A 13141-nucleotide genomic window follows, 5' to 3' on the forward strand; every position below is an offset into this window, starting at 1 on the left:
CCTGAAAACAGACTATATTTTGGCACAGCTGCCAAACCGTATCGATTGGCGACCCGGTATTATAGAGAAGCCAGCCCAAGCGCGGTAAAACCTTCGGCTTGACCTTTGCCGGCCCCACACCTTCTACCATGGAACCGACTTTGAACTCCAGCGATAACCGACTCGTCCTGCTGCGCAAGTGGCTGCAGGGCATTGCCAGCCAGCATCAACTTGCACTTGATACGCTGCAGCCCGCTTCCGCCGACGCGAGCTTCCGCCGCTATTTTCGCGTCCAGGCCGGCACCACTACCCTGATCGTCATGGACGCCCCGCCCGACCGCGAAGATTGCGGGCCATTCTTGCATGTAAGCAAGCTTCTGCAGCAGGCGGGCCTGCGGGTTCCGGCCATCCACGCCGAGAACCGTCAGGATGGCTTCCTGCTGCTTTCCGACCTGGGCGAGCAGACCTATTTTCAAGCCATCACGGCGGGGCTTTCCGACCTGCGTTTGCAAAGGCTCTACCGGGAAGCCCTGGGTGCCCTGGTGCGTTTGCAGCATGCTTCCTGCAACGATCTGCCGCAGTACGATGCCGCCCGGCTGCATGCAGAGCTCGAGGTCTTCCCCGTATGGTATGTGGACCGCCACTGCGGCGTCCAACTTACCGATGCCGATCGCGCTGTCATGCAGGACGCCTTTGCCTTGCTGGTGGACGACAATGTCAAGCAGCCTACCGTGCTGGTGCACCGGGACTTTCATTCGCCCAACCTGATGGTGGGCTCGGACGACGCGGACCCCGGCATCATCGATTACCAGGACGCCCTGTGTGGGCCCATCGCTTACGACATAGCGTCGCTGGTCATGGACGCGCGCACCACCTGGGAAGAACCGCAGCAACTGGACTGGGCCATACGCTACTGGGAGGCCGCCAAGGCAACCGGCCTGCCGGTACCGGAGGACTTCGCAAGCTTCCACCGCGCCTACGAATGGATGGGCTTGCAGCGCAACCTGCGTATCTTGGGCGTGTTTGCCCGGCTTTCCCATCGCGATGGCAAACACCATTACCTGGATCATCTGCCACGGGTCAGCGCCTATGTCAGGCAGGTTGCCAGCCGCTACGTCGCTTTTGGCAAGCTGCTACGCCTGATCGACAAGATCGAGAATCGACAAATCATCACAGGCTATACCTTCTGATGCGGGCCATGATACTTGCGGCCGGCCGCGGCGAACGCATGCGGCCGCTTACAGACACCTTGCCCAAGCCCCTGCTGCCGGTAGGCGGAAAGTCCTTGATCCAATGGCAAGTCGAGCGCCTGGTAGCGGCCGGCATCAAGCACTTGATCGTCAACCACGCCTGGCTGGGCGCCAAAATAGAAGAGGCTTTGGGAGACGGCAGCCGGTACGGCGCCCACATCACCTACTCGCCCGAAACCGAGGCGCTCGAGACCGCCGGCGGCATCGTCAAGGCGCTGCCTTTTTTTGACGAGCAGCCCTTTCTTGTCGTAAATGGCGACGTATGGTGCGATTGGGACCCGACCCAAGCCAAGGCGGCGCTTGCAGCCATGCAACGGGCGAGCGCCCAGGCCTGGCTGCTGTTGGTCGACAACCCCAGCCATAACCCTGCTGGCGACTTTGCCATGGATGGAACGGGCCGCATATATGACTTGGCTGCTGCCGACGCTGCGACCTATACTTTTGCAGGCATCGGCCTGTACCAGCCGTCCTTGTTTGCCGGACTCGCTGCCGGTAAGCCAGCACCGCTGGCTCCATTGCTTCGTGCTGCAATGCAGGCCGGTCGAGTCATTGGGGCGCATCATGCGGGCCTATGGGTAGACGTAGGCACGCCCCAGCGCCTGGCCGAGTTGGATGCGGCACTTGGCGCGCACTCGTAAGCCGGATCGCAGCTACACTGTCGCGTGTGCATTTGATACAAACGTTTCAAAACCCTGCAAGGAGAAACCAAGGCCTCCAATCGCTGACGGCGACGCCTTAGGGGTCTATGCTTTAGGGTTTTTCGGTGTTGACCCTTATAACGCGGTCACGCCTGCAATACAGGATAGCTCATGTTCGGTTCCAACAAACGCCACGTCTTCAAGCCCACGGCATATGGCACAACGCGCCGTCAGCGCCGCATTCCGCGATGGCTGGTGCTTATGCTGGCCGGCGTGGTCCTGGGCGCCGGCGGCCTGCTTTTCCTGCAAAAGAGTTACGGTCCGGTGCGCCTGACTGTAGAGCAGTCCGAACAACTGCACTACGACCTGAACAGCGTCAACATGGACAGACAGCGACTGCAATCGGACCTGAACCGCCAGGGCCGCGAACTGACTGATCTTCGCGCACGACTGAACGACCAGTCCGCTGGACTCGAGCAAGCGAAAGCCCAGGTCGAAACGCTGGCGAAAGATGTAGAGTTATTTGCGGCGGCCATGCCCGCCGATCCCAGGGGAACATCCCCCGGCATACGGGCTGCCTCTTTTGACGCCGAAGCCGACACCCTGAACTACGCCATCCTTATCATGCAGGACGAAGGCAAGACGGATCGCTTCACCGGCAAGGTCAAGCTGGTCGTAGCGGGGCGCCACGCCAATCGCCGTTCCGGCAATATTGACCTGCCCGAGTTCGATATTTCGCTGGAACGCTACACCCATGCCAGGGGCGCCCTGCCGCTGCCTGAAGGCTTCACGCCGCGCCAGGTCACCATCCAGATCATGCGCGATGGGTCCGACAAGGTGGTGGCCACCCGCACCATACGCGTCGCGGGCTGATCAACTTCTATCGTTCAAGAGACGTGCTGTAGAAAGTCGCGCAGGCGCTGGCTGGGCGGATTGCTCAGCAACTCGTTGGGAGGTCCGTCTTCAGAGATCTTGCCCTGGTCAATGAACAACAGCCGGGTACCGACTTTGCGGGCGAACTCCATTTCGTGCGTGACCACGATCATCGTCATGCCCTCTTCGGCCACGTCCTGCATCACCTTCAGCACTTCGTGCCTGAGCTCGGGATCAAGCGCCGACGTGGGCTCGTCGAACAACATCAGTTGCGGACGAATGGCCAGCGCGCGCGCTATTGCCACACGCTGTTGCTGACCACCCGACAACTGCCCCGGATAGTTGTCGGTTTTCTCGGCCAGACCTACCTTGTCGAGCAAGGCCCGGGCCTCTTCACGAGCCTGGCTGCGGGCTGTTCCACGCGTGTGCACAGGTCCGAACATGACGTTTTCAAGCGCGGTAAGCTGAGGAAACAGGTTGAACTGCTGGAACACCATACCTGCCTCGCGGCGCAGCTCGCGCACCTCGGCGCCACTGCCACGCACGCTTAATCCATTGACGACGATGTCGCCGCTTTCGATGGTCTCGAGTACGTTGATACAACGCAGCAAGGTAGACTTGCCGGACCCGGACGGGCCAACAATAACAACCACTTCTCCCTTGTCGATCGTAAGATCGATTTCGTCCAGTACGGTGCTTGCGCCAAACCGCTTGACGACTTTTTTGAATTCAACAATGCTCATACGATTTGCGTCCTGTGTTCGACGAATTTCAGTGTCAGGGCAATGATGCCGGTAAGTATCAGGTACAGCACGGCAACGGCGCCCCAGATTTCGACCGAACGGAAATTACTGGCGATGATCTCCTGGCCCTGACGGGTCAGTTCGGCTACGCCGATCACAATGAACAAGGACGAGTCTTTCAGGCTGATGATGCATTGATTGCCCATGGCCGGAATCATTCGGCGCAAGGCCACCGGGCCGATGATGAAAGTCAGTATCTTGTAGAAGGGCAAGCCCATGGCCTGGCCCGCTTCCTTCAGCCCCTTGGGCACAGATAGCAAGGCGCCGCGCACGATCTCGGCAATATAGGCGCCCGAATTAATGACCAGCGTAAAGATAGCCGCCATCACTGCGTCGATACGCCAGCCCGCGATGAGCGGCAAGGCAAAATAAATAAACATGACCTGAACGACGATGGGCGTGCCGCGTATGACCAAGATGTAGACCTGCGCCAGGAAAGACAAGGCAACAGGAATATACGCCGCGAAGCGCCACAATACGGCAATCGCGATCAATACCTGCAGGGCCAGCCATGCCCAATCGGGTACCGCGCCCAGGTAGCGGCCGCCAACCCATGACGCCAGACTGCCCAAGGTATACAGCGCCACCAGCGTGGCTACGGCGATCGCCGTGGTCTTCCAGGTGACCAGCACCTTGACGTAGGTGGTAATGACACCTGTCAGGAAACCGATGATCGTACCGCCGATCAAGCCCAGCAAGGTAATCTGCACCGTCATCTTGGCGCCTTCAAGCAGGCTGGGCATGGCGGCCCAAATGACTGACCATTCAAATGTCACGTTGATCGCCTTCAAAAATGGAGCGGGTCATCAGGCACTGATGAGAGCCGACAAAAAGAAAACGGCGATCCAGTGCCTGTGCACCTGATCGCCGTTTGGACTGGACTGAGGCCTATTCGACCTTGGCACCAAACCATTTGGTATACAGCGCGTCGTAGGTACCGTTAGACTTGAGCGTCTTCAAGGCCTCGTTGACTGCCGGAACCAGCTCGCTTCCTTTGGGGAAGCCGATGCCGTAGTAATCGCCGCTTTTGAGCGAGCCGACGACCTTCACGCGGCCTTCGCCGCCCGTCTTGGCAAAGTACTGAAGGTTGGGCGTGTCGTGTACCACCGCGTCGACACGGCCTGTGGCCAGCTCAAGAAAAGCGTTGTCGATATTGGGGAACAGCTTTAGCTTGGCGTCGGGCACGTTATCTTTCAGGTAGTCGACCGTTGCCGTCCCGATCTTGACCGCCACCATCTTGCCTTCCAGATCCTTGGCCGTCTTGATGTCGTTGTTGTCCTTGTTTACCAGAATGGCAAGACCGCTTTCGTAGTAAGGATCGGAGAAGTCAATAACTTGCTTGCGATCATCGCGTATGGTGATGCCCGCGAGGGCTGCATCGATATTGCGCGTTTGCAGGCCCGGAATAATGCCATTGAAGTCCATCGGGCGCAGTTCGTATTTGAAGCCTGCCTCTTTGGCGATGGCTTCCCACAGTTCGATATCGAAGCCGGTGTACTTGCCGTCCTGCTTGAACTCGAAAGGCACGAAAGCCGTGTCGGTCGCGACCAGCAGTTGCTTGTCTTGCGCGAGAGCGGTCGTTGCCGCAGGCAATGCCATGGCCAGTGTCAAACCGGCCAATGCGGCCTTGATTTTGTTTTTGAACATGATGGGACTCCTTGTTTGCTGGCGCTCCAGGTGCGAGCATCTTCAATGGCGCCGCTTGTGGCAGCTGGTAAAACACGTATGGTAACCGAAAAAAAGCGGCCCTAAGCCGCTTTCTCATGACGCCAGAATGCCAGGAGCCCGCTTAGAAAGCAGGAACAATCGCACCCTTGTACTGCTCTTCAATGAATTTTTTCACCTCGGGCGTATTCAAGGCTTTGACCAGGCTGGCGATGGATGCATCGTCCTTGCGCGATTCGTCCGTGACGATAATATTCGCGTAGGGGGACTCGGCGCCCTCAATGAACAAGGCATCCTTGACAGGGTTCAGACCAGCTTCCAGGGCATAGTTGGTGTTGATCAATGCCAGATCGACGTCAGGCAGGATGCGGGGCAGCGTGGCGGCTTCCAGCTCTTTGAACTTAAGCTTCTTGGGGTTCTCGGAAATATCGCGCGACGTGGCCAGGATATTCGTGGGGTCCTTCAACTTGATCAAGCCTTCCTTTTGCAGCAACAACAAGGCGCGTGCACCGTTGGAAGGATCGTTAGGCAGGGCGACCAGGGCACCATCCTTCAGGTCCTTGATATCTTTAATCTTGGACGAGTAGGCGCCGAAGGGCTCGACGTGTACCAGCCCAACCGTCACCAACTTGGTGCCGCGCTCTTTATTGAACGAATCCAGATAAGGCTGGTGCTGAAAGAAATTGACGTCGATATGGCCGTCTGCCACCTGCTGGTTGGGCTGCACGTAATCCGTAAACACCTTGATGTCCAGCTCGATGCCGTCCTTGGCAAGCGCGGGCTTCACGAATTCGAGCAACTCGGCGTGTGGCACGGGGGTGGCCGCAACACTTAGTGTGGCGGCCTGCGCCGCGGCAGCGCCAAACAACAGTGCAACGCCAACAGCCAACGCGGGCGCAATTTTTTTCAATAGCATGTAAGACTCCTTGATAAGGTTATTTACGGTTCAAGCGGGCAACCAGCCGATCGCCAAATACCTGCAAAATCTGAACCATCACAACAAGAATGACAACGGTCACGACCATCACATCGGTCTGATAGCGCTGATACCCAAAACGCAGTGCAAGGTCACCCAGGCCGCCGCCGCCAATGACGCCCGACATCGCCGAATAGCCGACCAGGGCAATGGCCGTCACGATGATTGCGGCCACGATACCGGTCGTTGCCTCGGGCACCAGCGCCATCAGTACGGTCTGGCGCGAATTTGCCCCCATCGCGCGACACGCTTCAGACACCCCGGGATCGAGTTCGCGCAGCACATTCTCGACCAGACGGGCAAAAAACGGCGCGGCACTGACGACCAAGGGGGGAATCGCCCCCTGCACACCCAGCGAAGTGCCCGCGAGCACGCGAGTCAGCGGGATCATGACAATAAGAAGGATGATAAACGGCACGGAGCGCAGCACGTTCACCACAAAAGACAGTACCTGGTACACCGGCCCGTTATCCAGCATCTGGTTCTTGCTGGTAAGGAACAACACTATGCCCAGCGGCAAGCCGATAATGACAGTGAACACCAGCGCAAAGCCCGTCATCAGCAGGGTGTCCAGCGTGGCGATGCCGATTAAGGGCCAATCCATGTTGGCAAAGATCATGGCCGCAGCACCTCGCACTCTACGCCTTCGCCCGCCAGCAGTCCGGCCAGTTGCTCCTGAGCCTGTACATCGCCATTGACCGCAATGACCAACTGGCCGTAGGGCGTGTCCTTGATTCGGCCGACAGCGCCCTGCAGTATGCTCAAGTCCAGAGCCAGTTCGCGGCTGGCCCGGCTAAGCATGGGCTGGACGGTGGCGTCACCGCGAAAGCTCAGGCGTATCAGTTTGCCTTCTATGCCTTCTGCCATGCTGCGCCATCCTTCCGCGTCCACCCCGCTTTCAGACAATAGCGATTGGGTAACCGGATGAGTAGGGTGCAGGAAAACGTCCAGAACATCGCCAACCTCTACAAGAAAGCCGGCGTCGATCACGGCCACACGGTCGCAGACACTGCGTATCACATCCATGCCATGCGTAATCAGCACGATGGTGATGCCCAAACGGCTATTGATATCCAGCAATAGCCGTAATATGGATTGGGTGGTTTCGGGATCAAGGGCAGAGGTGGCTTCGTCGCAGAGCAGCAGCTCGGGGCGGTTCGCCAAGGCACGCGCAATGCCTACGCGCTGCTGTTGGCCGCCGGACAATTGCCGGGGGTACTTGGCGGCATGGTCGGTCAAACCGACCAGCTCCAACACTTCGTAGGCGCGCTGCAATTGCTCGCGCCTGGCCATGCCGGTCAGGCGTAATGGAAAACACACATTATCCAGAACAGTGCGGGACCGCAGCAAGTTGAAATGCTGGAACACCATACCGACGCCATGCCGAAAGCGGCGCAGCTGGGCGTCCGACATCGCGGTAATGTTCTGTCCACCTACCCATACTTCGCCCTGCGTGGGGTGCTCGAGCAGGTTCAGCATGCGTATCAGGGTGCTCTTGCCTGCGCCCGACCGCCCTATGATCCCGAAAACCTCGCCCTGCCGAATGTGCAGGTCCACCCCCGCCAGCGCATGCGAAACGCGGCCGGGCGAGTGATAGGTTTTATGGATGTTTTTAAGGCGGATCAAGTTGAACCCCGCAGACTAGGCAGCGTCACAATTTAACATAACCACTAGCCCGAAATTGCCGGCCCCTAATGGTTTTAAGCTATATGAAAATATACGGCGCGTGCGGGAAGCTGGCCGCTTACGGCAAGTTATGTTAAAACAATCGGGCGCGCCAAGATTGCTGGCCGCAATAAAAAACCAGCCTCATAATATTTATAAGGCTGGCTTGATATCTCGGCTGGTGGGTCGTGCGCGGCTCGAACGCGCGACCAACGGATTAAAAGTCCGGTGCTCTACCAACTGAGCTAACGACCCAACCGAAGAACGAGATTATGACGCCAATTAAAAAGGCTGTCAAATCAGCCTATGCCCTCATCCAAGCGCCTGCGACTTAATATCCTTTCCGATTTACATCTGGGTCAAGGCGGCTTAGCGCTACCGCAAACCGACGCAGACATTGTTGTATTGGCCGGCGATATCAGTCGGCCACAGCAAGCCGCGGCGTGGGCCTCGGGCTTCGACAAACCGGTGCTTTATGTACCTGGCAACCACGAGTTCTACGGCAGCAGCATCCGTAATACCGTCGCCCAAATGCGCCACTACGCGCGCGAAACACCTATCCAGGTTCTTGACAACCAACAGGTGGTCATAGGCGGCGTCCGGTTTCTGGGCAGCACCTTGTGGAACGATTTCAATCTTTACGGTAAGGGCCCGCAGCGCGAGCAGGCGATCGCCGAGGCCCTGAAATTTATCCGGGATTTCGTTCGTATTCAATCAGACCAGGACCCCAGCGCCTGCCTGTCGCCGAACGAACTCGAAACCCTATTCCAGCGTAATTGTGCATGGCTGGACGACAGCCTGAACACGCCTTTCGACGGGCCTACCGTGGTCATCACCCACCATGCGCCATCAACCAAAAGCATACATCCCCGGTTCGAGGGCTCTTTGATCAACACCTGTTTTGTGTCGGATAGCGAGCACCTGATGGGAGGCGATCGCGTCGTCCTGTGGATACACGGTCATACTCATGACAGCTACGACTATTCAGTCAAGGGCACCCGAGTAGTCTGCAATCCGCGCGGCTATGCGAAAGAAGGGGTTAACGAAAACCCCTTCTTTAACGCAGAACTGACTATTGATGTTGGCGTCTAGCGCGCCCGAGATATCCTGACTTCAGCGCCCCGGCGTTTCACTTCCAACCCCTCGGATGGAAGTATGCGCAAGCCTTCCAGACCCTTGATGTAACTGGACCCCTGCATCTGCATCACGCGTATTTTGTTGCGCATGACCACAGGGCTGTGTTCGGGCATGCCGAACATCCAGACTTCATCAAGAATGCGGGCAGAATTGAACTCGCCGGAATGTTGCGCCGTTGGTCCCAGGCACAGCATATGGCCTTCGCGGCCAAATACAGGTAGCGTGTCCAGGCCAGCCTCGATCGTCCAGGTTGTGCCGCCTTCGTAGCGCCAGCCGGTGTTCAAGTCCCACCAGGCGTCGCCCTCGGGCAGGTAAACCTGCACCTGCTTGCCCGGGCGCAACGGCGGCGCCACCAGCAAGGCCGGGCCCAACAGATACTGGGTGTCCCAGACTTGCGCCACCGGATCATTCGGGAACGCCAGGGCCATCGAACGCTGAACCGGCTGGCCGCTGCGGACCGCATCTTCAATAATACCCAGCACGTACGGAATAAGTCGATAGCGCCACTGCAGCCAATGGCGAACCAGTTCGCGCGTTTCGGCATCGAAGGCATCAGGCAACAATGCGGGTAGCGACTGAAAGCTGAAGTTGGCCGAGAACACCGACATGGCCAGCCAGCGGATATACAGCTCGGGCGTCATGCCGGCCGTGGAGTGAGCGGCCGAGCCCAGGCTATGTGCCTGGAACGGAACACCGCTATCGCCCAGCGACAAGGCAGTACGCAATGTGTGCTCGAGCGCCTGCCAGTCGTTGCCGGTTTGCGGGCCGGTTTGCCAGGCAAAACGCTGCACCGAAGGAAAGAGATCGGCGCTACAGACTATGCCTTCCTGTGGCGTCTTGTGGCCCGCCACCGCGTCGAACAAGGCCTGGCGTGCCAGCATCGGGTAAACCGTGCGCAGCACCGCGCCGGATTCTCCGCCCCGGGCGGTAATGCCGTCGGGAATATCGAACTGCGCATCGCAGGTGGGGCCGCCCAACCCATCGTCGAATAATTGACGATGCCGTTCGGACCACAGCTTATAAACATCCTTGTTGGTCAGGTCCAGCAAACCGAATGGACGGCCGCCGCTGGCTTCGCAACCTGGCAATGCCAGCGCGTTGCCGTCGTCGTCGATCAGTAGCCAGCCTCGATCTTCCCATTCGTCGAAGAGTTCAGTGCCAGCCAGGACGCCGGGGAAAGATGGGGCCACAAGTTGGATGTTGGCCTCTTGAAACTGTGTAATGAGCTGGCGCGGATCGGGGACGCGGTCAGCATTCCATTCAAACGCAGGTTTGTCGGCCTGAAAGCCAAACGGCGCGGGTTGGGCCAATTGCACTACATCCAGGCCCCACTGCTGTTCTCGGAACCGACGTACGATCGCCAGCGTTTCGTCCACCGACTGACCGGGTGCCTGATCGAGCCAGACACCCATGGGCCATAGCCCGGGCTGGCCGGCACGACCCGTAAGAGCCGTGTATTGATTAAGGATTTCAGCCGGCTCGCCGACAAACAGGAACAGATCGAGCACATCGCCTTGTACGGTCAAACGGTAAAGGTCTGCATCGCTACGGCCAATGTCGTGTTGAATTCGATCTACGCTGCTGGCATAAACACCCCAACCTTTGGTGCTCCAGAGCAGCGGCAGCGCACGATCGGTCGGCACGTCCGAAATGATCTCGGTACCGCGGCGGTCGAGTTCGCCGTCGCTCAGGCCTGCTCCGTGCAGCGCATCGTCGCCATCCAGTTCGATATCGAACTGCCACGCGTTGCCCTGACCGTCAGAGCCATGCGCCAGCGTCGAACCGAGGCGAGTCTGCATGACGCAGTCTTCGTTGCGGTACACCGCAAACTGCAGAGGTGAATGCGATAGTTCGAGCACCGTGTCGCCTTGCTCGAGCCGCCATCCGTCCTGGGTGCCGTCCGCGATCGAGCTGACAAAGAGCTCGCTGATAGGCTCTTCGCGGGCGAGCAGCATCTCGGCGTGAGCCTTGGCGCGCGCCGATGGCTTTTCGGGAAGCAAGGCCGCCGGTAGCCCGGCACGCAGTCGGTAAACGCCAGGCGCGTGCGGTTCGATGTGCAGCTGCAGGCCGGCGTCCCCGAGCGAGAACTCGGCCCGCGTTGCCTTGGAGGCCAGGAAATTAAGGGAAGCTAGTTGCGTCACGTGAGCAAGGTCAGACTTGGGCGGCACAGCGCAATCCTCGGGGCTTAGGCCCAAAAAGCATTCAAAAGTCATTATTCTGACGGATTTGAGCTATAAAATAAAATCGCACGGCTAGTATTACCTCCTGTTTGGGTTGCTGCTCTTATCGAGGAGCAATTTTTCGCAGCAATTCACGTTCCAGAATGGCCGGCTCGCCCCGCAGCTCTGCCGCGATCACGTCGCCCGCCAAGGCAGACCAGGTAAGGCCACGCGATCCATATCCGCTAGCAAGCCATAAACCGGGGTAGCCGTCAATACGTCCAATGACAGGCAGACGGTCGCTTACTGCGGCGCGCCATCCGGCCCACCCCTTATTGTTGCCCGGCCTTGCGCCGAGATCCTGTTGCGCCAGCCCCAACAGCGCGCTCGCCTGCTGTGCGATCTGGGCCAAGGCCTTCTCGCTTAAGCGACTGGCCTCCGCATCCGGCAAATATGTGCTGCCTGCGGTACATAGTCCGGTCACTGCAGGCAACCAATATCCGTTGCCCGCAACAACGCTGTGGGCCTCCCCGGCCTTGCCGCCCTGGAAATAAGCGACCTGGCCTGCAATACGGCGCATCGCTGCCACTTTCGGTAAACTTACCGGCTGCGTAAGCGTTGCCAGCAGTGAAGAAACGGCCGACGAATTGGCAAGCACAAGCTGAGTCGCCGTCGCCAGCAATGACCCCTGAGCGTCGAACGCCGCCCAGTCGCCGGTGTCGGTTTGACCCAGCCTTGCGACCGCTTTCCCTATACAGTATACCTCTGGCAGCGTAAACAAGGCCTCCAGCAAGCGTTCGGGCTGCGCCCGCTGCCCGTCTGCGAACCACAATCCACCCCTGGAAAGCGGGACGCCAGCCTGCTGTGCCGCCGCCTCTGCGTCCAGCCACTTCACCCAGTCCGAAGGGAAAGCAAGCTCTTTTAATGCTCGTTGCTGTTCAAGAGCGTCGGCCTGCGTCGTGGCAAGCTGCAGCGTGCCGCAACGCCAGGGGCGCGCCCGCCCTGTGAGCCCTTGCCAGCGCTGCAGCGCGCGCGACACCCCGGCACGGGCCAGCCGCGCCCTCAGGTCGTCGCCCCGGCTGATGACCGGGCTGAGCGCCACAGCGATATGACCGCGCTGAGCCGCCCCCAGTCCCGCAGTGAATACGGGGTCAAGCACAGTGACGGCATGGCCACGCAGCGACAGCGCTTGCGCGACACCAGCAGCCGCGATGCCGCCACCGACGATCATGACGGGATCGCGGCGGCGGGTATCGACAACGGGACGACCCAAGCCCGGGCGTAGGGTGGCCACCATGATCTCCCGTTTGCCGCCGTAGCCCGCGGCTTTCGAGACGAGAAAGCCAGCATCTCGCAGCGATCGCCGAACCTCACCGGCGCAACACCAACTTGCTGCAGTGGCGCCGACACTGGCAATACGCACCAGTTGGCCAAACAGCGAGCGCGACCACATCTGCGGGTTGACCCGGGGCGCGAAGCCATCCAGGAAGAATGCGTCGACGCGAGCCGTCACTTGCCTGGCCAGGCGCTCGATCTGCCCAAATGCCAGCGTAAGCGTCAAGTGCCCGCCCTCGAACTCCAGCCGGTGCAGGCCGGGCAGCAATGGGGGCCAGGCCTGAATCAGTTGATCGGCAAGGCCGCACTCGGCCCCGGTCAGGCGCCCCAGTAATTGCGCGAGATCGCCTCGGTTGAAGGGGTGCGCCTCGAATGACACCACGTGCAAATGACGGCATCGTTGTGGGTCGGTGCGCCAGGACTGCCACAAGGCCAAAAAGTTATGCCCGAGCCCGAAGCCGGTTTCGCACACCGTGAAAGTATCCCGGCCCTGCCAGCGCTGCGGCAGGCCGTTGCCGCGCAGAAAAACCCGCGCGGCCTGCTCGAGCGCACCCCACGGCGGATGATAGACATCGCCGTAGTGTGGGTGCACCGGCACCCCTTGTTCATTGAAGGCAACCGTGGCCGGCGTCAGTGGCTGGTAGTTGCTGGACATGCAAAA

General features: G+C 59.4%; 12 protein-coding genes and 1 tRNA gene. 4 read left to right on the top strand and 9 right to left on the bottom strand.

Translation table 11 applies throughout. The features are described from left to right. Positions 1 to 128: 128 nt before the first annotated feature. From CKA81_RS09570 to CKA81_RS09580, 3 genes are all read left to right on the top strand, one after another. Positions 129 to 1169 carry an aminoglycoside phosphotransferase family protein gene (locus CKA81_RS09570; RefSeq protein WP_128355058.1) on the top strand — a complete coding sequence of 347 codons (1041 nt, stop codon included), beginning with the start codon at positions 129 to 131 and terminating at the stop codon, positions 1167 to 1169. Next, positions 1169 to 1867 carry an N-acetylmuramate alpha-1-phosphate uridylyltransferase MurU gene (gene murU / locus CKA81_RS09575; RefSeq protein WP_128355059.1) on the top strand — a complete coding sequence of 233 codons (699 nt, stop codon included), beginning with the start codon at positions 1169 to 1171 and terminating at the stop codon, positions 1865 to 1867. The genes CKA81_RS09570 and murU overlap by 1 nt, the downstream gene beginning before the upstream one ends. 171 nt (positions 1868 to 2038) lie before the next feature. Continuing rightward, complete coding sequence (locus CKA81_RS09580; protein ID WP_128355060.1) at positions 2039 to 2740, top strand: DUF6776 family protein; 702 nt, start codon at positions 2039 to 2041, stop codon at positions 2738 to 2740. A 14-nt stretch (positions 2741 to 2754) separates the two neighbouring features. On the opposite strand, the gene glnQ is transcribed toward CKA81_RS09580, so the two are convergent. The 7 genes from glnQ to CKA81_RS09615 form a co-directional block, all read right to left on the bottom strand. After that, on the bottom strand, positions 2755 to 3483 hold the full coding sequence (glnQ, locus tag CKA81_RS09585; RefSeq protein ID WP_128355061.1) for a glutamine ABC transporter ATP-binding protein GlnQ: 729 nt from the start codon (positions 3481 to 3483) through the stop codon (positions 2755 to 2757). Further along, positions 3480 to 4319, bottom strand: coding sequence for an ABC transporter permease subunit (locus CKA81_RS09590; RefSeq protein WP_317135160.1), 840 nt, complete (start codon positions 4317 to 4319; stop codon positions 3480 to 3482). Before CKA81_RS09590 ends, glnQ begins: the two co-directional genes overlap by 4 nt. A gap of 112 nt (positions 4320 to 4431) precedes the next feature. Continuing rightward, positions 4432 to 5190, bottom strand: a complete 759-nt coding sequence (gene glnH / locus CKA81_RS09595; RefSeq protein ID WP_128355062.1) for a glutamine ABC transporter substrate-binding protein GlnH — start codon at positions 5188 to 5190, stop codon at positions 4432 to 4434. 142 nt (positions 5191 to 5332) lie between these two features. Further along, positions 5333 to 6124, bottom strand: coding sequence for a MetQ/NlpA family ABC transporter substrate-binding protein (locus CKA81_RS09600; protein WP_128355063.1), 792 nt, complete (start codon positions 6122 to 6124; stop codon positions 5333 to 5335). A 19-nt stretch (positions 6125 to 6143) separates the two neighbouring features. Continuing rightward, positions 6144 to 6803, bottom strand: a complete 660-nt coding sequence (locus tag CKA81_RS09605) for a methionine ABC transporter permease (RefSeq protein WP_128355064.1) — start codon at positions 6801 to 6803, stop codon at positions 6144 to 6146. After that, positions 6800 to 7810, bottom strand: coding sequence for a methionine ABC transporter ATP-binding protein (locus CKA81_RS09610; protein WP_128355065.1), 1011 nt, complete (start codon positions 7808 to 7810; stop codon positions 6800 to 6802). Before CKA81_RS09610 ends, CKA81_RS09605 begins: the two co-directional genes overlap by 4 nt. A 218-nt stretch (positions 7811 to 8028) precedes the next feature. Beyond that, positions 8029 to 8104 (bottom strand) — tRNA-Lys (locus tag CKA81_RS09615). A gap of 51 nt (positions 8105 to 8155) precedes the next feature. On the opposite strand from CKA81_RS09615, the gene CKA81_RS09620 reads away from it, so the two are divergent. Further along, on the top strand, positions 8156 to 8941 hold the full coding sequence (locus tag CKA81_RS09620) for a metallophosphoesterase (protein WP_228255695.1): 786 nt from the start codon (positions 8156 to 8158) through the stop codon (positions 8939 to 8941). Here CKA81_RS09620 and CKA81_RS09625 read toward each other — a convergent pair. Both CKA81_RS09625 and mnmC read right to left on the bottom strand, forming a co-directional pair. After that, positions 8938 to 11154 (bottom strand): glycoside hydrolase family 31 protein, encoded by a 2217-nt coding sequence (locus tag CKA81_RS09625; protein ID WP_128355066.1) that lies wholly within the window; start codon positions 11152 to 11154, stop codon positions 8938 to 8940. The genes CKA81_RS09620 and CKA81_RS09625 overlap by 4 nt on opposite strands. A gap of 115 nt (positions 11155 to 11269) precedes the next feature. Continuing rightward, complete coding sequence (gene mnmC, locus CKA81_RS09630; protein WP_128355067.1) at positions 11270 to 13135, bottom strand: FAD-dependent 5-carboxymethylaminomethyl-2-thiouridine(34) oxidoreductase MnmC; 1866 nt, start codon at positions 13133 to 13135, stop codon at positions 11270 to 11272. Between the last annotated feature and the right edge of the window lie 6 nt (positions 13136 to 13141).

This window comes from Pollutimonas thiosulfatoxidans, assembly GCF_004022565.1.
Taxonomy (GTDB): domain Bacteria; phylum Pseudomonadota; class Gammaproteobacteria; order Burkholderiales; family Burkholderiaceae_B; genus Pusillimonas_D; species Pusillimonas_D thiosulfatoxidans.